Raw genomic sequence first — 20,400 nt, forward strand, 5'->3', positions numbered from 1 at the left:
TTTATCTCCTTAACTATATTCCTTTATTTCAGTTTCTCCTTTTACAGCAAGAAAGGCTGCTTCTGCAAGTGCCTGCATTTCACCTTCGCCGGGATAAACCCTAATTTTTCCTAAAAAGGATATATACTCTTTTAAATCGGAAATAAATTTTTCAGAGTGTGCAATTCCGCCTGTAATTAATATTGCTTCAAAATTACCCTTTAAGGCTGCAGCCTCTCTTCCAATCTCCTTTGCCACCTGAAAAACAAAGGTTCTGTAAATTAAATCAGCTTCTTTGTCTCCATTTTCAATTTTTTTCAAAACCTCTCTCAAATCTGCTGTACCTAAATACCCCTGAAATCCACTGTTTACAGAAAAGTCTTTTTCAATCTCCTCTTTGGATTTTTCAGAAAAGCATAAATTAATTACTCCATTTAATGGAAGGGTGCCAGCCCTTGTTGGAGAAAATGGGCCTTCCCCCAATAAACCGTCGTTTACATCCCTTATCTTTCCCCCTTCAAGGGCGCATATTGATATTCCCCCGCCTATGTGGGCAACAACATAATTAACATCTTCAAGCTTTTTGTTTAAACTCTTTGCATCCCTTCTTGCCGTTGCTTTAATGTTCAATGCGTGAGAGCGGCACTTTCTTACAATGCCAGGGAATCCTGAAACCCTGGATATATCCCAGAAATTGTCAACTGTAACAGGGTCTGCTATAAAAGACGGTACATTGAATTCCTTTGCAAGTTTGTGAGCAATCATTGAACCTAAATTGCTTGCATGGTTTGAATACTTACAGGATTTTGCATCCTCAAGAATTTTATCATTAATTCTGTAAACTCCACCTTCCACCGGTTTTAACGGGCAGCCCCTTCCCATAACAGCCACAAGGTTATACTTTTCTCTATCAAAGTTTTCAAGAAAGAATTTCTCCACCTCTTTGAACCTTAAATCAAACTGCTCTGAAACAAGTTTGAACTTTTTTAACTCTTCAAAATCGTGGGATATATTTTCTTCCTTAATCGCGCCTTTTTCTGAAAAAATTGCAACCTTAGTTGAGGTTGAACCCGGGTTTATAACAAAAACAACATCCATAAAGCCTTCCCCCTATTATTTTTTACAAATTTAGTTTAACTTTTTAAAAAAAGTTTTCAAGTTAATATGTGGAGATTACACCCTAAAAATCAGGTTAAAATTAGTTTTGCTTCACCATTTCCTTTGCTATTTACCAAATTGACATCTTTTTATATACTTAAAGCGATTGAAAATTTTATAGGAGGTTGGTATGGATTGTATTTTTTGCAAGATTGCAAATAAAGAGATTCCTTCAAGCATTGTTTTTGAAAACGACAGGGTAATTGCATTCAGAGATATTAACCCTGTTGCCCCGGTGCACATACTTGTTATTCCTAAAAACCATGTTGAGTCTGTTCAGCACTTAAATGAAGAGCATTACGATGATTTAAAAGAGATTTTTAAGGCTATTAAAGAGATTGCAGTTAAAGAGGGGATTGATAAAACAGGTTACAGGGTTATTTCAAACTATGGTAAAGACGGGGGGCAGGAGGTTAATCACCTTCATTTCCACATATTAGGCGGTGAAACAATAGGGAAATTAAGGTGCAAATAATTCTATGAAAAAGAAAAACATAGTTGCCATTGTTGGCAGGCCTAATGTTGGAAAATCAACACTTTTTAACAGGCTTGCCAGAAAAAGAAAGGCTATTGTCAACGATATGCCCGGCGTTACAAGGGATAGAATTTACCATAAGATTAAGCTTCCTGATGGGAAGGTTGCAAACCTTGTTGATACAGGGGGGCTTGAGCCGACAACTGACGATTACATACTTTCTCAAATGAAAACTCAAACATTAAAGGGGATCGAAGAGGCTGATGTAATTGTTATGATGGTTGATGGTTTTGCAGGGCTAACTGCAATGGATGAAGAGGTTGCAGATGTTTTAAGAAAAAGCGGAAAGCCTGTAATTGTTGCAGTAAACAAGGTTGATTTAAAGGGGGCGAAGGACAATATTGTTGACTTTTATTCGTTGGGTTTTGAACATTATACTGCAATTTCTTCTGAACACGGTACTGGAATTGATGAATTGCTTGAATTAGTTTCTCAATACCTTGATGATATTGAAGATGAGGAAGAAACAACAGAAAACGAGATAAAGATTTCAATTATTGGCAAGCCGAATGTAGGTAAATCTTCCCTTTTAAATAAGATTATAGGGGAGGAGAGGGCGCTTGTTTCTGATGTTGCAGGCACAACAAGGGATGCGGTTGATGCTGTTTTCAAGTACAATGGCAAAACTTACAGGATTATTGACACTGCTGGAATTAGAAAAAAGAAAAAGGTAAAGCACTTTGTGGAAAAGGTTAGTGTTATCCTTGCGCAGAAGAATATTAAGAGAAGCGATGTTGTTTTAATGCTGATAGATTCAACAGGTGACCCAACATTGCTTGATGCAAACATTGCCGGTTTTGCCCACAACAACTATAAAAATGTCATAATTGTTTTTAATAAATGGGATTTGGTGGAGAAGGATACTGATACTGTGAAAGAGTATGAAAAGGCTTTGAAGCAGAGAATGAAGTTTCTTGACTATGCACCTATTGTTTTTATTTCAGCAAAGACAGGGCAGAGGGTTAAGAGGCTTTTTAAAATTATTGATGAAGTAATGGCTCAGGCGACAAAGGAGATTAAAACCTCTGAATTAAACAAGTTTTTGGAAGAGGTTTCAAGGAAGCATAAGGCTCCGGCAGTTAGAAAAAAACCTTTTAAAATGTACTATATAACTCAAACTGGGGTTCTGCCTCAAACCTTTACAATATTTACAAATTCAATGTATCCACCTCATTTTTCCTATGAAAGGTATATTGAAAATCAGTTAAGGGAGAGGTTTGGTTTAAAGAATGTGCCTATAAAGTTGATTTTCACCAAAAAACCTTCAAGGGATAAAAAGGGTTAGTTTAAAAGTGATTTTATCCTTTCTTCAATAGTCTTTTCGCAGACTTTGCAAAATTTGGAATAACCTCTATCCTTCATAATGCAGTGCAATTGAGGCCTGAAAATTCCCTTTGAGATGTATCCGCCCCCCTCAAAAAGCCCGACGCAGTCTTTGTATTTTTTTAGAGGAGGGGTTGGGATAGGAGTATTTTTATTAATTAAACTTTTCCATTTAATTTTTCCTCTGTCTGTTTCTCTCGTAAGGTTAGGTTCTAACGGTTCAAAGCCTTTCGGGTAAAATTCATTATAGGTTGTTTTTGATAAAAAGTATTCGTCTCCTAAACCTGCAAAGTAATGGCCAAACTCGTGAATCAGGACAAAGCCCGAAAGGTTATTTTTCCCTGTTACGCAACAGAAATTATTTAAAACACCTGAACCGCCGTAATCTTTTGAATTTGTTACAACAACAAAAAAGTCACAATTGGTGTTTTTAAGCAATTCATAGACTTTACAAACCTTTGAGACGGTTAAATACCTTTTCATTCCAAATGTGTTTTTATTTGTCAAACCAGGGTTTTTAACAAAAATAGGGGTAAACTTAATTTTATCTATATAAAGAGAGTAAGGTTTATAAGAGAAGAATTTTTCTTTTAAATTTTTACTATCGTTTAGAAAGTCTTTTCTTGATTTATAACCGTCTGAAATAAAAGCAATTTTTATGACTTTTTCGTTTTTGGTTTGGCTTTTTAGAATTGTGTTTGTGTTTTTTATGTTATCAATTTTTGTTTCAAATATTGTTTTCCCTAATTTGCAAATTTTGATTTTAAATGGTGTTTTGACATAGGGAATGAAGAAGCACTCTTCAAATTTTTTTATCTCTTTTTTCCCTGTTGTTGAATACTCATAAAAGAGGGAATTAAAGTATGTGAAGAATACATATTTTCCGTTTTTTTCTATTGAAAGTTTGTAATAACCGTATTTATTTTTAAATGAAGGCTGGGGATTTCTTGAAACCTCTTCTATTTTTATTAAATTTATTTTTTCAGTTTTATTGTTTCCAGAATGAGAAAGGCAGAGCAAATAAGCCCTGCCGTAACTTAATGTTGAAAATAGAAATGCTATTAAAATTAACCTTCTCATTTTTTGTTTTTAAGCCATCTATCCATCCATTCAATGACAGATTTGTGCCAGAATTCGCTGTTTTTAGGCTTTAAGACAAAGTGGTTTTCATCGGGAAAGAAAATAAGTTTAGATGGAATGCCTAACCTCTGGCATGCTGTAAATGCTGAAATTCCCTCTGTTGGCACAACCCTGTAATCCCTTCCCCCGTGAATAATTAGCATTGGGGTTTTCCAGTTTTTAACATACCTTGCTGGAGACCATTTGTCGTATCCTTCAGGATTATTGTATGCAGTGCCGCCGAATTCGTGTTCAGGAAACCATAATTCTTCTGTTGCATAGTATGAGTTAAATGTGTCAAACAATCCATCGTGACAGATTAAACACTTAAAGGTGTCGGGAGCATTTCCTGCAATCCAGTTAATCATGTATCCGCCGTAAGATGCTCCCAAAGCCCCCATTCTGTCTTTATCTATAAATTTATATGTTTTTAAAACAAATTTGAGTCCGTCCATTAAATCGTTAAAAGGTTTATCCCCCCAGTGTCCGCTTATTGCCTCTTTAAACTTATCTCCATAGCCTGTGCTTCCTCTAAAGTCTATTGCAACAACAACATAGCCCTGTGCAGGGAGAATCTGCAAATTCCATCTATAATGGAAGTTGTCTTCCCATGAGCCCTGCGGCCCGCCGTGAATGTAAAATGCAAGAGGGTATTTCTTGTTTTTTTCAAAGGGCACAGGTTTTAAAAACCATCCATGAACCTTAATACCGTCTCTGTTTTTAAACCAGAATTCTAAAGGCTTGGAAAAGTTTATCTTTTTAACTATTTCATCGTTAATGCCTGTAAGTTTGGAGATTTTTTTGGTTTTTAAATTGTATGAGTAAAGTTCATTAGGTGATGTTAATGAGTTTTGCATAAAGTAAAGGGTATCTTTAAACTTTGTTAAGCCGTTGTTGTCGTGTTTTGAAACCAATTCGTTTAATTTTCTTGTTCTTAAATCAAATTGATAAACCCTTATGTGTGCATGCCATAAAGCTGTGAAGTAAATTTTTTCATTATCAATAAAGAATGATGAAGGTGAAATTTGCCACTTTTCAGTTAAATTTTCAAGTTTCCCGTTTTCAAGGTTTAATTTCATTATTCTAAACCTGTCTGCTTCGTATCTCGGTGTTTTCATTGCGAGATAGTAAAGAATTTTCCCGTCTTTTGAAAAAACAGGGGTTGTATCCCATGCCTTGTTTTTCTCTGTAACATTTGTGTATTTTCCGTCTTTTAAATTGTAGATATAAACATCAAAGTTTGTTGTCCAGGCCCTGTCTCTGCCCTTCTTTGTGGTGAAAGCTATCTTTGTTTCATCGTTAGACCATGAGTATTCTTCGGGGCCACCAAAAGGCTCTGATGGGCAATTCCCGTCAATTCCTTTCATAATGTCAACAGGTTTTCCTGCAGGCTTGCCGTCTTTAACAGGTACATAGAAAACATGAGTCCACTTTCCGTCTTCCCAGGTGTCCCAGTGCCTTATAAAAAGTGAGGTGTAAACCTTTGCAGTGCACTTGTTTTCGCTTTTTTTCTTGTCAATTTCGGCTATCTTTTCAAAATCGCTTGTTTCAGGATAGACATTAACGGTGAAAGAGAAGTAATTTCCCTTTGGAGACATTTTAAAATTTGCTATTGATACCGGGTAGTCTGTAATTTTTTCAGGCTCTCCACCTGTTAAATCCATTCTGTATAACTCACTCTTTCCGCTTCTTGTTGAGAGAAAGTAAAGATATTTTCCGTCTTTTGAAAAGACAGGGTTAAAGTCTGCCGCTTTGTTGTTTGTAAGTTTCCTTGTCTCCCCTGTGTTAACTTCGTAAATGTAAATATCTGTGTTCCCTTTGTTTTCTTCAAGAGAATACTTTGTCCCTGTAAATGCGATAAATTTACCGTCAGGGGAAACAACAGGGGAAGAAAGCCTTGTCATGCTAATCATATCGTAAAATGTAAAGTTGTGTTTTTCTCCCGCAAAACTGAAACTAAAAACTAAAAGCACAAAAGTATAACAATTAGAATTTTTTTCATAAATCCTCCCAGGAGTTTTTTACCTTTTTATTTTAATTGATAAAAACAAATTAGTGAACAAATGAATAATGGGGGGTAATAAATTCTTGGGAAGGATAAAAAAAGTGGCGCCCATTTGGGCGCCGGATTCTTACGTAAAAGTAAGAGGAGGAGGATTAGAAAGGATATTTCTCTTCTTCTATAACAAGGTCAGCAATCTGTTTTTTCAAGCCAATTTCGTTGATTGCATAAGTTGGCATAAATGTTTTTATTGCAAGGGTCTGCTCTTTAAGTTTTGGACCTTCAAACATATAGGTGAGTGCTTTCTGTGCAAGTGCAGGTACTTGTGAGAGGAATTCGTTAACATAAAGTTGTGTTGCAGCAACCCTTAAACCAACTTTGTCTTCACCATTCATTTCAGCAAACTTTCTTGTTCTCAAGATTGCAGATTCTGCAGTGTATATTCCCATGCAGAGGTCTGCTAAAATTGCAAGCATTTCTTCTTCTTTCTTAATCTTTTCACCAAATTTTTTCATCCCAACGCCTGCAAGGAACATTGCAACTCTCTTGGCAAGCTCAATGTATCTTACTTCATTGCCCAATATTCCCTGAGCTGGTCTTGGTTGTTTCATTGGGTTTTTGATTTCGTCAACAATAACATTTTCAAACTCTAAGAGAGGAAGCTCTTTCTTTAATGCCTTTCTTGCAAGCATTGCAGGGATAAGAATTCTGTTAATTTCATTTGTTCCTTCAAATATTCTGTTAATCCTTGCATCTCTGTACATTTTTGCAGCAGGATATTCTTCTGAAAAACCGTATCCGCCGTGAATCTGCACAACTTCGTCAACAGCGTAATCAAGCCATTCAGAGCCTAATACTTTGATTACAGAGGATTCAATAGCGTATTCTCCAATAGCGTCAAGAACCTTCTGGTTGTAAGCCGGGTCTGATTTGTCTATCTTCTCAATTTCATTGTCTATTAAACCGGCTGTTCTGTATACAGCAGATTCAAGAGCGTATGCCCTGTATGCCATATTTGCAATTTTTTCTTTTATAAGTCCGAACTTTGCAAGCTCTATACCGAATTGTTTTCTTTCTTTTGCATACTTTGTTCCAATTGAGAGTGCCTCTTTTATTGCACCAAGACAAACCACGCCTAATTTAAACCTTCCGATGTTTAAAACACCAAAAGCAATTTTGTGGCCTTTGCCGATTTCTCCCAAAACATTTTCAACAGGAACTTTTACATCTTCAAGGATAACTTCCCTTGTTGATGAGCCTTTAATACCCATTTTTTCTTCTTCAGGGCCGAATGATAACCCTTCAGTTCCTTTTTCAACTAAAAATGCAGTAAATTTCTCTCCGTCAATCTTCGCAAAGACGGTAAACAAATCAGCAAAACCTGCATTTGTAATAAACTGTTTTGTGCCGTTTAAAATGTAGTATTTGCCATCTTCTGAAAGTACAGCCTTAGTTTTAATGTTCATAGCATCTGAACCTGCTCCAGGCTCTGTTAAAGCATAAGCACCAATCCATTCACCAGTTGCAAGCTTTGTAAGGTATTTTTGCTTCTGCTCTTCATTACCAAAGTAAACAAGTGGAAGAGTACCAATTCCAGTATGTGCTGCAAATGCAGTTAAGAATGACGCCTCTATCCCCATTTTTTCAGCGACATACATTGCTGTTTTTTTGTCTAATCCCAAGCCATCGTAATCTTCTGGAACATCAATTGATAAAAGACCAAGTTCTCCCGCTTCTTTAATTAAGCTGATTAGCAAATCAAAATTGTGATTATCAATCTCCTTTGCGTTGGGAAGTACCTTTTCCCTCATAAATTTTTCAGCGGTTTTTCCGAACTCAATAATTTCTTCATCAAGCTCTTCCACTGTAAAGATTTCTGATTCTTCCATAGGTGTAATTAAATATTCACCGCCCTTTAAAAATCTTTTTTCAGCCATTTTAATCCCCCTTTCAAAGAATAATGAATGAATAGTCATTCATTATTATGTTTCTTTTTACAAAAATAGTCAAGTAAAAATAGATAAAAAATTGTATTTTTTATAAGAGGAAAGGTGGCCGGGATTAAACAAAGATTTTTAATTTTCCGTATTCTCCGTCAAACCCTGGAGGGTCGAAAGTAAATTCTCCTTTGTGGACTGAAATTATAGTTTTTAATAATTTGTCATCTAAGAAAGGCGATAATTCTTTTTCAATAAAATCAATGGATTTCAACCAGAGAGCAACTTCACTTCCTGCTATCTCAACTATTTTTTCGTAGATAGATATAACTCTTTTTGATGTCAAAGTTTTTACATTTAACCCATGTGCAATTACCTCAACAAGAGGGATAATCCTTTTAAATTTTCTCTCTTTTTTAATTGGGATATTTAATTTTTGTGCTTTACTTAACTCTTCAATTCTGTGTTTTACTCCCTTTGTATAGGGTTTTTTGCAATGGGGACAAATTAAGTTTTCACTATCTTCGGTATAAAAATGCTGTGGGTGATTGTACTTCCCCTTTCTATGCCCTGATGCGTAAAATTTTCCCTCTCTTGGGTTGAATTCGTATGTTGATACTATACCATTTCCTTCAAGTGCTTTAACAATTGCCGGGTACGAGATTTCATCAACTTCAACAAGGGTAAACTCCCTTCCAATCCTGTGTATTGCATGAGAGTGGCAATCACTGTTTGAGATATAATTTCTTTCCCTGCATTGGGGGATTTTTTCAAGCATTTCCGGGTCAGCGCTTAATCCGGTTTCTAATAGTTTGATATTTTCGGTGTATTCTCCAAAAAAATCCTCAAGATAGGTTATTGGATTGTTTGAGCCGAAAATTCCGTCTGGAGTCATTATGTGTGCAGGAAATATTGTAATTAAAGGGTCAATTGCTTTAAGGGTAAATAAAAAATCAGATACCTCTTCAGTAGATTGAAAGGTAACAAATGGCCTTCCTATTGTGTTTTTAACTCCATAGTTTCTAAAAAGATTAATTACCTTTTCTGCTGTTGAAAAGGATGGGAAAAGCAAAACTGTGTGAACCGATTTTCTTCTATTTTTGGTAATTGGTGCCGTTAAAACAATTTCTGTTTGAAGGATAAAGTATTTGTTATCTTTAGGAGAAAGGGCGAAAATTCCTTCTTTTACTTCAATTAAATTACTCATTAATTTGTTTAGCCAGAATGGGTGGAGGCAATCCCCTGTTCCAAATACATCAATCCCCTTTTTGTCCATTGATTCTTTTATTTTTTTCAAACTTATTTTCCCAACTCCACCGGAATAGCCACTATGGGAGTGTAAATCAAGAGCAAGAAGCAATATCCCCACCGTCTTTCTTTTGTTTTTTCGTTCTTTAAAATTCTAATTGAAATTATTATTTTTGGCAAATAAATACTTTGTTTTTAAATAGGCTTTTTTAAGGTACAATAAAAAAGGAGAGTTAGTATTGGAAAATTTCTTGTAAAGGAAAATTTTTATTATATAATTTAGTTGAAAGAAAATTAAGGAGGTAATAGATGAGAAAGTTAAAAGATAAAATTTTCGAAGTTGGTGCAATTGATTGGGATAGAACCCTTTTTGACGAACTTGTGCCTTTACCAGATGGAACAAGTTATAATTCATATTTGATTTTAGGAAGTGAAAAAACAGCATTAATTGATACTGTTGAACCTTATAAAAAAGATATTTTTTTCAGACACATAAAAGAGGTTGGTATTGACAGAATTGACTATTTGATTTCAAATCATGCAGAGCAAGATCATTCAGGATGCATTCCCTTTGTTCTTGAAAAATACCCGGATTGCAAGGTTGTAACAAACGCAAAGTGCAAAAGTTTTTTAATTGAGCACCTTCATATTCCAGATGAAAAATTTATTGAAATTAAAGAGGGTGATACTATTTCTTTAGGGGATAAAACACTTGAATTTATTATGACTCCCTGGGTTCACTGGCCTGAAACAATGTCAACCTATTTACAGGAAGATAAAATTTTATTTTCCTGTGATTTTTTTGGCTCCCACAGGGCTACATCAAACCTCTTTGTAAAGGATGAGTACAAAGTTGTGGAAGACGCTAAAAGGTACTATGCAGAAATCATGATGCCTTTCAGGTCTCACATAAAAAGAAATATTGAAAAGATAGAAAAGAAAGAAATTGATATAATTGCCCCATCTCATGGCCCTGTATATGACAAACCATCTTTGATTATTGATGCATACAAGGACTGGATTTCAGACAGGGTTGAAAACAAGGTTTTAATTCCATTTGTGTCAATGCACGATAGTACCGAGCACCTTGTTAATGAGTTAGTTGAAAGGTTAATGAATAAAGGAATTGAAGTGATTCCTTACAATTTAACAGTCACCGATGTTGGAGAGTTTGCAATGGCTTTGGTGGATGCAGGCACCATTGTTTTTGGTTCTCCCTATGTGTTAGGTGGTTTGCACCCGCAATGCGTGTATGCTGCATACCTTGCAAATGCTTTAAGGCCAAAAGTTAAATTTGTCTCTATGATAGGTTCATTCGGCTGGGGGGGAAAGGGAGTTGAGCAGTTAAAATCTCTTATTTCTAACCTTAAAGCTGAATGGATTGAGCCTGTTATGGTAAAAGGACTTGCCAAAGAAGAAGATTTTGAAAGGCTGGACAATTTTGTAGAAGAGATTGTTAAGAGGCATGAGAGCCTTTAGAGGAGGAAATTATGTATAATGAGGGAGATAAAGTTAAAGATTTTTGCCTTCCAGGATTATCCGCTGAAGGCGAGGAAAAAGAGTTTTGTTTAAAGGATTTTCTTGGAAAAGGTAAAAAAGTTGTTGTGTATTTTTATCCCAAAGATAACACGCCAGGTTGCACAACTGAAGCCTGTGATTTTAGAGATAACTTAAATTCAATAGGTGATAAAGCATTTGTGTTGGGAATTAGCCCTGACAGTATTGCAAGCCACAAAAAATTTAAAGAAAAGTTTGAGTTAAATTTTCCACTTCTCTCCGATACTGAAAAAAAGGTTATGGAAGATTTTGGTGCTTATGGTGAGAAAAAGATGTATGGAAAGGTTAGAATGGGTGTTATTCGCTCAACATTTATCCTTGATGAAGATGGAAAGATTTTAAAAGCAATGAGGAATGTAAGGGCAAAAGGGCATGTTGAAAAGGTAAAGAAAATTCTTGAAGAGTTATAAATTTTGTTGTTTTGTTAATGTTAAAGGGGATTTTACTAATCCCCTTTTTTTATTGGATAATTTTCTTGAATAACACAATATATTGTGGTATAAAATTTAAGCAATACAAAATATAAGAAGAGAGGTCAGGTTATGAAGATTAAGAGGTTTTTTACCAAGGATAAGAGTCCCTATGCTGGTTTAAACTTTGTTAAAAGGGATTCAAAAATTATAAACCCAGATGGGACAGTTATATTTGAAGCAAAAGATATTATAGTGCCTGAAAATTGGTCTCAGGTTGCTGTTGATATTCTGGTTCAAAAGTATTTCAGGAAGGCTGGAGTTCCTAAAAAAACAAAAAAGGTTAAAGAAAAGGGAATCCCGGAGTGGATTCAAAGAAGTGTCCCAGATGAGGAGTATCTTGAAAAACTCCCTGAAGAAGAAAGATTTGGCAGTGAAACAGACTCAAGGCAGGTTTTTGAGAGGCTTGCAGGGACATGGACATACTGGGGTTACAAATACGGTTACTTTGATACAGAAGACGATGCAAAGGCTTATTACGATGAAATGCTTTACATGCTTTCTCATCAGATAGCAGCACCTAACTCTCCTCAATGGTTTAACACAGGCCTTTACTGGGCTTATGGAATAGATGGCCCCTCGCAGGGGCATTACTATGTTGACCCTGATACAAAAGAGGTAAAGAAATCCACAAGCGCATATGAAAGGCCTCAGCCACATGCATGCTTTATTCTTTCGATTGACGACACCCTTGTTAATCCTGGCGGTATTATGGATTTGTGGGTAAGAGAGGCGAGGATTTTCAAATACGGTTCAGGGTCAGGTACTAATTTTTCAAAGATAAGAGGAAAGGGAGAGCCGCTATCCGGAGGAGGATATTCTTCAGGGTTAATGAGTTTTCTGAAGATTGGAGACAGAGCCGCAGGAGCTATTAAATCTGGAGGAACAACAAGAAGAGCTGCAAAAATGGTTATTTTAAACCTTGACCACCCTGACATTGAGGAGTTTATTGACTGGAAGGTAAAGGAAGAGCAAAAGGTTGCTGCTTTGGTTTCTGGAAGCAGGCAGTGTAATATTCATCTGAATAATGTGTTAAAGGCATGCAATGAGGGAGATGGAGAAGACGCTTTTGACCCTAAAAAGAATTTAAAATTGGCAGAAGCAGTTTACAATTCAAGAAAGGCAGGAATTCCAGATACATACATTTACAGGGTGATACAGCTTGCAAAGCAGGGGGTTAAGGAAATTTTATTTGATGAATTTGATACAGCGTGGGAATCTGAGGCTTATAATACTGTTTCAGGCCAGAATTCAAACAACTCTGTTAGAATTCCGTCTAAGTTTTTTGAAATACTTGAAAAAGATGGTGATTGGGAGTTAACTTACAGGACAAGCGGAGAGGTTGCTAAAAAGGTTAAGGCAAGGGATTTATTCGACAAGATTGGGTATGCAGCCTGGAGTTGCGCAGACCCTGGAGTGCAGTTTGACACAATAATTAACGAATGGCACACCTGCCCGGCGTCAGGTAGGATAAATGCCTCAAACCCTTGCTCAGAGTATATGTTTCTTGACAATTCAGCATGCAACCTTGCGTCATTGAATTTGATTAAATTTTACAATGCTGAAACAGGCAAATTTAATGTTGATGCTTTTATCCATGCGACAAAACTCTGGACAATTACCCTTGAGATCTCCGTTTTAATGGCTCAATTTCCAAGCCCTGAAATAGCGGATATCTCTTATAAATTCAGAACACTTGGCCTTGGTTACGCAAATATTGGAAGCCTATTAATGACAATGGGGTTACCCTATGATTCCCCTGATGGAAGGGCTATTGCCTCTGCAATTTCTGGTTTAATGACTGGAATTTGCTATAAAATATCAGCGGAAATGGCAAAAGAGTTAGGCACTTTTGAGGAGTTTGATAAAAACAAAGAGCATATGTTAAGGGTTATTAGAAATCATAGAAGGGCAATATACAATGCAAAGGCAAGTGAATACGAAGGATTAAGTGTAACTCCTTTACCGTTTAAAGAGGATGCTGTTCCGAAAAAACTTTTAAAAGCGGCAAGAAAAGCATGGGATGATGCACTAAAGTTAGGAGAAAAGCATGGGTTCAGGAATGCACAGGTTACAGTGCTTGCCCCCACAGGGACCATTGGGCTTGTTATGGATTGTGATACAACCGGAATTGAGCCTGATTTTGCCCTTGTAAAGTTTAAAAAACTTGCAGGTGGCGGTTATTTTAAGATTATCAACCGCTCAATAATCCCTGCTTTAAAAAAGTTAGGATATAAAGAAAATCAGATTCAGGCTATTGTAGATTATTGCCTTGGTACTCAGAGTTTTTCAAGAACTAAGTCAAAACTGACAAGAGAGTTTTTAAAGTCAAAGGGCTTTTCTGATGCAACTATAGATAAAATAGAAAACTCTCTTCCTCAAATGTTTGACATTGAATCTGCTTTTTCTGTCTGGAATATTGGAAAAGAAACCCTTGAAAAAGAGTTGAAGATTGATTCTAAACTATTAGATGATTTCAATTTTAATCTTTTAAAATACTTAGGTTTAAGTGATGAAGAAATAAAGGAAGCAAATGACGATATTTGCGGAACAATGACTGTTGAAGGAGCGCCTTATCTAAAAGAAGAACATTTAGCAGTGTTTGACTGTGCAAATAAGTGTGGAAGGTATGGAAAGAGGTATATTTCCCCTGAAGGCCACCTATTGATGATGGCAGCGGTACAACCGTACATTTCAGGGGCAATTTCAAAGACTGTTAACCTTCCAAACCATGCAACTATTGAGGATGTGAAAGATATCTATTTAAAAGCCCATAAATATATGCTTAAAGCAATTGCCCTGTATAGAGATGGTTCAAAACTCTCACAGCCTCTTTCCTCCTTTACAGACATTGATTTAAATGTTGATGACATAGTTGAGAAAAACATAGGCAAGGTTGCTGAAGGCCTTGCAAGAAAAGCTGTGAGGGAAAGACTGCCGTACAGAAGGGCAGGGTACACTCAAAAGGCAAAAATTGGTGGGCATTCAGTATTTTTAAGAACTGGCGAATACGAAGATGGAAGGCTTGGAGAGATTTTTGTTGATATGCATAAAGAGGGTGCTGCTTTCAGAAGTTTAATGAACTGCTTTGCAATTGCTGTTTCTCTGGGCTTACAGTACGGTGTGCCCCTTGAAGAATATGTTGATGCTTTCGTTTTTACAAGGTTTGAGCCAAATGGATTGGTTTTTGGTAACCCATACATAAAGATGACAACTTCAGTGATTGATTACATATTTAGAGAGCTTGCAATTACCTATCTTAACAGGTTTGACCTTGCGCAGGTTGAGCCAGAGGATATTCGCTCTGACGCAATAAGAAGCGAAAAGGAAAAAAAGAAAAACGGTAATCATCCTTACTCTAAAAATGTGAATGTTGAATACAATGGCAGTAAAAACAAGAAACCTGACCAGCTTGATGATATTGCTGAAAAAATAAGAATTGCAAAAATGAAGGGATATGAGGGAGACGCATGTCCAAATTGTGGAAACTTTACAATGGTTAGAAACGGCACATGTCTAAAATGTGAAACATGTGGTTCAACCTCCGGTTGCAGTTGACATTTTGTAATTGTAAAATTGCGGGGATTTTCCCCGCTTTTTTTGTATTTGTTTATTGATTGTAAATTATTTTTTCCTTATTATTGAAAAGATTGTTAATAAAAAAAAGTTATTGAAAAGGAGATGCAATGAGCGTTTTTAAAAGGTTTCCTGAAACATTCTGGGTTGCAAATACTGTTGAATTGTTGGAAAGGCTTGCTTACTATGGTATGAACATTATACTTGCCCTTTATTTAACTCAGAGGGTGGGATTTTCAGATAAAGAGGCTCTAAGTTTAAGTGGTGCATTTATCTTATTTTTATACTTTTTGCCTACATTTAGCGGTGCTATAGCAGATAAAATTGGGTTTAGAAAGGCTTTAATAATTGCTTTTTTGACTCTGTTTTCAGGTTATTTTTTACTTGCTCTTTTCCCTGTAAAATTGATGGCAATAGTTTCATTGATTCTAATTGCTATAGGTGGTTCTTTTGTTAAACCAACTATATCCGGTTCTGTTGCCAAACTTTCACCTGAGGGAGAGAGTAAATTAGGCTTTGCCATTTTTTACATGATTGTTAATATCGGTGGTTTTTTAGGAAAGGTTATTGTTAAGCCTATGAGATTAAACATAGGAAACTGGCTCAGGGAGAGTGATTTTGATGCATTAAAGGCCTATGTTAAAACACTTCCACCATTTGATATAAATTCCCCACTTGTTAGAGGGGCTATGGAGAAAATGAAAGGCTTCACTCCGGAACAGGTCAGGGATATTCTTCAATGGCAGAGCTTTGGAATGCAGGTCGCCTGTACATTTTCTGCAATAATGGCACTTGTTGCTCTTACTCTCGTAATTTTAAAGTTTGAGGATAAGACAATTCAGACAGGGGACAAGCCTTCTGTTTCTCAGGTTGTTTCAAGTATTGTAACAGTTTTTAAAGATGTTAGGTTTTTGCTTTTTATTTTAATTTTTGCAGGTTTTGAGATTATGTTCTGGCAACTTTACCTTGCAATGCCTCTCTATATTCAAAGAGAGATATCACCAGTTGCCCCTATGGAGTGGCTTGTTGCTATAAATCCAGGTATGATAATGATTTTTCAATTACCTGTTGCAAAATTAACTTCAAGGCTATCCTCTTTAAAGGCAATGGCTTTAGGGCTTTCAATATGTATTGTTTCAATGATAATAATGGGCAATTTCCCAACAATGACAGGGGTTATAATTGCAATAATGACATTTGCTCTTGGAGAGATGACATTTCAACCAAGGTTTTTAGACTATGTTGCTTCAATTGCACCGAAGGATAAAATAGGGCTATATTTAGGTTTTGCACATATTAAGGTTGCTGTTGGCTCTTTTTTAGGTGGCTGGATAGCTGGCATTCTTGTTTCAAAATACTGTCCGATAGAGGGGGCAAGGAATCCCTTAATGTTATGGGGTTCTTTTGCTGTAATAGGGTTGATTTCCCTTATTGCATTTTTTATATATCAAAAGACTTTTGGCAACCTTCACGAAAATGGGGTGGCGTAGTAGAAAATTTAACCTTATTTAAAAAAGTCTTAAAAGGTATGGATATTAATTTATTTTATAAATTAGATATATTTCTCCCTGCTTTTCAATTTTAAAGTTTTTGGGCAATTTTTCAGGCTTAACCCTTACTACAAAATGGGGGGTGTCTTTTGTTGGTTCAAGTTCATAGGGTTTTAAAAAGCCTTTAACCTTAAAATTCTTTTTCAAAAAATAGGCCGCAACTTTGTTGCAAACTGGCAGAAATTTTCCTGTATACTTTTCATTTGGAAAAATCAGTTGACCAACATTATTCACAATTATGCATTTATCATTTGTTTTTATTTTCTCATAGTAAACAGGGGGTAAAATCTGACAGTTTTCTTTCAGGTTCAAATAATTAAAAGGGGGATATTCTTTGTAAATATCAGGTGAATAATTAAAAATTTTGTTTAATTCTTCTTTAATTATCTCTTTAATTTTTGATTTTATCTCTTTGAAAACACTGTGTTTAATTACAAAATTATTTTTGTTTATTTCAGCACTTTCAATTTCAAAGTAAGGGGATTTTAGTTTAACTAAAAGTGTTTCAGAATTTAAAGGCCTGGCTTTTGCCTGTTCAGTTTCAATATCAAAACTAAACTCTTTTAATACTTTTTTGTTAGTAAACACTTTAATATTAAGTTTATTTTTAGTTATTTCAGCCTTTAAGTTAATTTTCAGTTTAACCTCTCTTTTTTCAATCTCATTTACAATGCCTTTAATCCCTTTAATACTCTCTTTGTTTGGAAAGATATAAGCCTTATCCCCCTTTTTTGCTGGAATAAAAGAGGATAGAGTAACAATGTTTTTGTTTACTTTTATTATTGTTGATGCTTTTTCCCCTATCTTTATTCTTATTCCCTGTTTTAATAAGGGGTTTTCCCTTTCAAATGTTATTGTTTTGCCTTTTGCATATTTTACCTTTCCTGCTTCAATTTGGATTGAATGCTTTTTTTCTGTGAAAATCTTTTTGTTTTCCGGGAAGTAAAAGTATCCCTTGCCCCTATCCCTTAAAAACAGGTATTCCTTTAAAATTTCTCTTGCCCTTTCTATGCCTTTATTTGACAAATCTTTCTTTAATTCATTGAGGGCTGAAACTATTGTGTAAACATAATCTGCCCCTTTCATTCTTCCTTCAATTTTAAAGTGTTTTATTCCAATGTTTAAAAATTCAGGTATTTCCTCAATCAAGTCTAACTCCTTCATTGAAAAGGGGTAATTGTTGTTAAATCTGTGCCTGCAAATTTGGGCGCATATTCCTCTGTTTCCGCTTCTTCTCTGCTCTTTTAAAGAAGCATAGCAAAAGCCAGATGCGGAGTAACACATTGCACCAAAAACAAAAACCTCTAATTTAAGTTTTGTGTTTTCAGATAAATATTTTAACTCTTTAAAGCTTAACTCCCTTGCTAAAACAACCTGATTTAAGCCAATTTTCTCTGTAAACCTCAACCCGTCTAAATTACAAATTCCCATCTGAGTTGAAGCATGGAATTCAACAGTGTCAGGCAAAATCTTTTTGCCAAGTTCAAGCACTGCAAAATCCTGAATAATTATTGCATCAGGGGGATATGCAGATAGAATTTTAAGCCTTTTTTCAAGAAGGGAAAGTTCATTATCGGTTAAAACAGTGTTTAAGGTTATATAGCTTTTAATTCCCTTTTCTTTTAAGTATGCTATTGCCTTTAATATTGTTTTTTCGTCAAAGTTTTCAGCCCTTCCCCTTGCATTTTGCCCCTTAAATCCAAAGTAAACAGCATCTGCTTTTGCTTTTACCGCTGCAGCAAGGGATTGAATATTTCCAGCAGGTGCAATAATTTCAAAATGTTTTTCCATATCTATGAAAAAATGAGGATTTTGTCCTGTTTTTCAATAACTTCGCCTATTACCTTTGCGTAAATTCCGCCTTTTTCCTTTATTTTATCCACAAGCAAAGAGGCTTTTTCTTCTGGCACTGAAATTAACAAACCGCCTGATGTTTGAGCGTCAAAGAATATCATCTTCTCTTCATCTTTCAATTCTCTTTCAAATAAAACATATTTTTCAGTGTAATGCTTGTTGTTATAACTTCCTGCAGGCACCATACCTATTGAAGATAGATACAAGGCCTCGTCAAGGTAATCAATCTCTTTTGTGTTAAAGAGAAAACTAACACCTGAATGCTTTGCCATTTCAAATGCGTGGCCTATTAGCCCAAAACCTGTAATGTCTGTTGCAGAGTTTACTCCAACTTCAATCATTGCATTTTTTGCGTACAGGTTTAAGTGGCCCATTATCTCTGTTGCCTGTTTCATCGTCTTTTCTGAAACCATATCAACCTTGTTTGCTGTGGTAATTATTCCCATTCCAAGCGGTTTGGTAAGAATGATTTTGTCTCCAACCTTTGCATTATTGTTTCTTACAATCTTTTCCTCTTCAACAATACCGGTAACAGAAAGCCCGTATTTCATTTCACTATCTTCAACAGTATGGCCGCCTATAATAATTCCGCCAGCTTCGTTAACAGCGTCAAATCCGCCTTTTAGAATCTCCCTCATCTCTTCCTTTTCAATGTGGCAGGAGTCATACATAACAAGGTTTAATGCAGTTAAAACATCGCCCCCCATTGCAAATACATCGCTTAATGAATTTGCTGCGGCAATTTTCCCGTACATATACAAGTCGTCAACGACTGGAGTAATAAAATCAGCAGTTTGAACAAGGCACTTGTTTCCGTGTACTCTTACAACCCCGGCATCATCGTTTGTCTGCATATCCACAATAATATTTTTATTGTCATTTGTTTGAATTATTCCCTTTATTATCTCTTCAAGGTCTCCCGGACCTAATTTCCCTGCTCACCCGGCAGCCTTTACAAATGAGGTTATCTTTTTTCTTTTATCCATCTTTTATCCTAAATTTATTACAGATTCCCCCTGCATAAGGGATTGAACTGAATCAAAAGCGTTGCCAATTTGCCCAACTTTCAATTCATCGGTAATTTTAAAGTAATTTAAACACGCACCGCAGGAGTATATTTCAACCCCTCTCTTTTCCAATTCTTTTAAGTGTTCAATTGTCTCTTCCCAGAAGCAGGTAATGTGAACGCCTTTATTTACAAAAATCATCTTCTTCGGCAAATCCTTTTTGTCTAAATCAAGAAAGGTTTTTAAAAACCCTTTCATTAACTCTTTCCCAAGCTCATAATCAGGGCCAATTGCATCTGATGAGACAAAAACAACCTTGTTTGAAACACTTTCTTCAGTTTCATCATTGTAAACAACACCGCACTGGTATCCCTTTACAATTTCAATCTCAAAAACCCCGTCTTTTTCCTTTATCTCAACAGTGCACCCTTGAGATTCCGCAAACCTTTTTACATTTTCCCTTGAGGCAATTGAATCAACCAAAACCTTTATAATTCCTTCCTCAATCTCGCTCAATGCATTTTTTGTCATAATGACAGGTTGTGGACACGCCAATCCTTTTGCATCAACAATTTTTTCAGCCATATTTTCCTCCGGGATAATTACTCTTCGTCAAGCTCTTTTAAAAACAATCTGCTTTTTCTGAGTATAAAGATTGCAATTACCATAATTAGTACAATAAGCCCCTGGGCAAAGCTTTCTGTTGTTAAACTGCTGATTATACTTGCGCTTTTTGAATCTGCTACACTTTGGGACGCACTAATAACGAGGATTTTTCTTACAGAAGAGATTATTGCAATAATTATAAATGCTTCAACAGAGAGTTTTTTTGTCTTCATATAGTGGATTACAGTCCATAAAATCTCTAAAATAATCATGATTAAAAGCAAATGATGGATCAGGGTTACAACAATCTTCACTGTGTCTCTATGTTCAAGGAATTCAATTATAACTTCGTAAACGGAAAAAAATATTAACCCAATTGCACTGAATACAAGTATATAGGCTATTATCAATTCAACAAAATTGTATAAGTTGTCGAGGGAGTCTATAGTATTTTTCGTTATCTTCTTCATATTAAAATT

The 20,400-nt window shown here is 35.6% G+C and carries 14 protein-coding genes and 1 pseudogene; 6 read left to right on the plus strand and 9 right to left on the minus strand.

Annotated elements, in window-relative coordinates:
* Positions 1–9 precede the first annotated feature (9 nt).
* Complete coding sequence (gene buk / locus TTHT_RS04080) at positions 10–1,077, minus strand: butyrate kinase (protein ID WP_201328763.1); 1,068 nt, start codon at positions 1,075–1,077, stop codon at positions 10–12.
* A 190-nt stretch (positions 1,078–1,267) separates the two neighbouring features.
* Between buk and TTHT_RS04085 the strand changes: the two genes are divergently transcribed.
* Positions 1,268–1,612: a histidine triad nucleotide-binding protein gene (locus TTHT_RS04085; RefSeq protein WP_201328764.1), complete on the plus strand. Its 345-nt coding sequence runs from the start codon at positions 1,268–1,270 to the stop codon at positions 1,610–1,612.
* A 4-nt stretch (positions 1,613–1,616) separates the two neighbouring features.
* The gene (der, locus tag TTHT_RS04090) at positions 1,617–2,957 is read left to right on the plus strand and encodes a ribosome biogenesis GTPase Der (RefSeq protein ID WP_201328765.1); all 1,341 of its coding nucleotides are present in this window, start codon (positions 1,617–1,619) and stop codon (positions 2,955–2,957) included.
* On the opposite strand, the gene TTHT_RS04095 is transcribed toward der, so the two are convergent.
* The 4 genes from TTHT_RS04095 to TTHT_RS04110 form a co-directional block, all read right to left on the minus strand.
* A complete protein-coding gene (locus TTHT_RS04095) occupies positions 2,954–4,075 on the minus strand; it encodes a M64 family metallopeptidase (protein WP_201328766.1) in 1,122 nt (373 codons plus the stop codon). The two genes, der and TTHT_RS04095, sit on opposite strands and share 4 nt — an antisense overlap.
* Positions 4,072–6,087 carry a dipeptidyl-peptidase 5 gene (locus TTHT_RS04100; RefSeq protein WP_201328767.1) on the minus strand — a complete coding sequence of 672 codons (2,016 nt, stop codon included), beginning with the start codon at positions 6,085–6,087 and terminating at the stop codon, positions 4,072–4,074. The genes TTHT_RS04095 and TTHT_RS04100 overlap by 4 nt, the downstream gene beginning before the upstream one ends.
* Before the next feature lie 184 nt (positions 6,088–6,271).
* Positions 6,272–8,053, minus strand: coding sequence for an acyl-CoA dehydrogenase family protein (locus TTHT_RS04105; RefSeq protein ID WP_201328768.1), 1,782 nt, complete (start codon positions 8,051–8,053; stop codon positions 6,272–6,274).
* A gap of 124 nt (positions 8,054–8,177) precedes the next feature.
* A complete protein-coding gene (locus tag TTHT_RS04110; RefSeq protein WP_201328769.1) occupies positions 8,178–9,413 on the minus strand; it encodes an endonuclease Q family protein in 1,236 nt (411 codons plus the stop codon).
* Between the two features lie 197 nt (positions 9,414–9,610).
* On the opposite strand from TTHT_RS04110, the gene TTHT_RS04115 reads away from it, so the two are divergent.
* From TTHT_RS04115 to TTHT_RS04130, 4 genes are all read left to right on the plus strand, one after another.
* On the plus strand, positions 9,611–10,780 hold the full coding sequence (locus tag TTHT_RS04115) for an FprA family A-type flavoprotein (protein WP_201328770.1): 1,170 nt from the start codon (positions 9,611–9,613) through the stop codon (positions 10,778–10,780).
* Between the two features lie 11 nt (positions 10,781–10,791).
* The gene (locus tag TTHT_RS04120) at positions 10,792–11,268 is read left to right on the plus strand and encodes a peroxiredoxin (RefSeq protein WP_201328771.1); all 477 of its coding nucleotides are present in this window, start codon (positions 10,792–10,794) and stop codon (positions 11,266–11,268) included.
* A 132-nt stretch (positions 11,269–11,400) separates the two neighbouring features.
* Positions 11,401–14,886, plus strand: a complete 3,486-nt coding sequence (locus TTHT_RS04125; protein ID WP_201328772.1) for a vitamin B12-dependent ribonucleotide reductase — start codon at positions 11,401–11,403, stop codon at positions 14,884–14,886.
* 128 nt (positions 14,887–15,014) lie between these two features.
* Entirely contained in the window at positions 15,015–16,394 is a 1,380-nt protein-coding gene (locus TTHT_RS04130) for an MFS transporter (protein ID WP_201328773.1), read from the plus strand.
* A 45-nt stretch (positions 16,395–16,439) separates the two neighbouring features.
* Here the strand turns inward: TTHT_RS04130 and TTHT_RS04135 are convergent, their stop codons facing one another.
* The 4 genes and pseudogenes from TTHT_RS04135 to TTHT_RS04150 all read right to left on the minus strand — a co-directional run bounded on the left by TTHT_RS04135 (position 16,440) and on the right by TTHT_RS04150 (position 20,391).
* A complete protein-coding gene (locus TTHT_RS04135; RefSeq protein ID WP_201328774.1) occupies positions 16,440–18,245 on the minus strand; it encodes a U32 family peptidase in 1,806 nt (601 codons plus the stop codon).
* A gap of 2 nt (positions 18,246–18,247) precedes the next feature.
* A pseudogene (gene selD / locus TTHT_RS04140) lies at positions 18,248–19,231 on the minus strand (selenide, water dikinase SelD); the annotation flags it as partial.
* 66 nt (positions 19,232–19,297) lie between these two features.
* Positions 19,298–19,900 (minus strand): sulfurtransferase-like selenium metabolism protein YedF, encoded by a 603-nt coding sequence (gene yedF, locus TTHT_RS04145; RefSeq protein ID WP_201328775.1) that lies wholly within the window; start codon positions 19,898–19,900, stop codon positions 19,298–19,300.
* Positions 19,901–19,917: 17 nt separating this feature from the next.
* Positions 19,918–20,391: a phosphate-starvation-inducible PsiE family protein gene (locus tag TTHT_RS04150; RefSeq protein ID WP_201328776.1), complete on the minus strand. Its 474-nt coding sequence runs from the start codon at positions 20,389–20,391 to the stop codon at positions 19,918–19,920.
* Positions 20,392–20,400: the final 9 nt, after the last annotated feature.

The organism is Thermotomaculum hydrothermale (genome assembly GCF_016592575.1).
GTDB classification, from domain to species: domain Bacteria; phylum Acidobacteriota; class Holophagae; order Thermotomaculales; family Thermotomaculaceae; genus Thermotomaculum; species Thermotomaculum hydrothermale.

What these genes read in the sequence shown, in the direction of transcription:
- buk (WP_201328763.1), bottom strand. Translation starts at nt 1,077, where the DNA reads ATGGATGTTGTTTTTGTTATAAACCCGGGTTCAACCTCAACTAAGGTT.
- TTHT_RS04085 (WP_201328764.1), top strand. Translation starts at nt 1,268, where the DNA reads ATGGATTGTATTTTTTGCAAGATTGCAAATAAAGAGATTCCTTCAAGC.
- der (WP_201328765.1), top strand. Translation starts at nt 1,617, where the DNA reads ATGAAAAAGAAAAACATAGTTGCCATTGTTGGCAGGCCTAATGTTGGA.
- TTHT_RS04095 (WP_201328766.1), bottom strand. Translation starts at nt 4,075, where the DNA reads ATGAGAAGGTTAATTTTAATAGCATTTCTATTTTCAACATTAAGTTAC.
- TTHT_RS04105 (WP_201328768.1), bottom strand. Translation starts at nt 8,053, where the DNA reads ATGGCTGAAAAAAGATTTTTAAAGGGCGGTGAATATTTAATTACACCT.
- TTHT_RS04115 (WP_201328770.1), top strand. Translation starts at nt 9,611, where the DNA reads ATGAGAAAGTTAAAAGATAAAATTTTCGAAGTTGGTGCAATTGATTGG.
- TTHT_RS04120 (WP_201328771.1), top strand. Translation starts at nt 10,792, where the DNA reads ATGTATAATGAGGGAGATAAAGTTAAAGATTTTTGCCTTCCAGGATTA.
- TTHT_RS04125 (WP_201328772.1), top strand. Translation starts at nt 11,401, where the DNA reads ATGAAGATTAAGAGGTTTTTTACCAAGGATAAGAGTCCCTATGCTGGT.
- TTHT_RS04130 (WP_201328773.1), top strand. Translation starts at nt 15,015, where the DNA reads ATGAGCGTTTTTAAAAGGTTTCCTGAAACATTCTGGGTTGCAAATACT.
- TTHT_RS04135 (WP_201328774.1), bottom strand. Translation starts at nt 18,245, where the DNA reads ATGGAAAAACATTTTGAAATTATTGCACCTGCTGGAAATATTCAATCC.
- yedF (WP_201328775.1), bottom strand. Translation starts at nt 19,900, where the DNA reads ATGGCTGAAAAAATTGTTGATGCAAAAGGATTGGCGTGTCCACAACCT.
- TTHT_RS04150 (WP_201328776.1), bottom strand. Translation starts at nt 20,391, where the DNA reads ATGAAGAAGATAACGAAAAATACTATAGACTCCCTCGACAACTTATAC.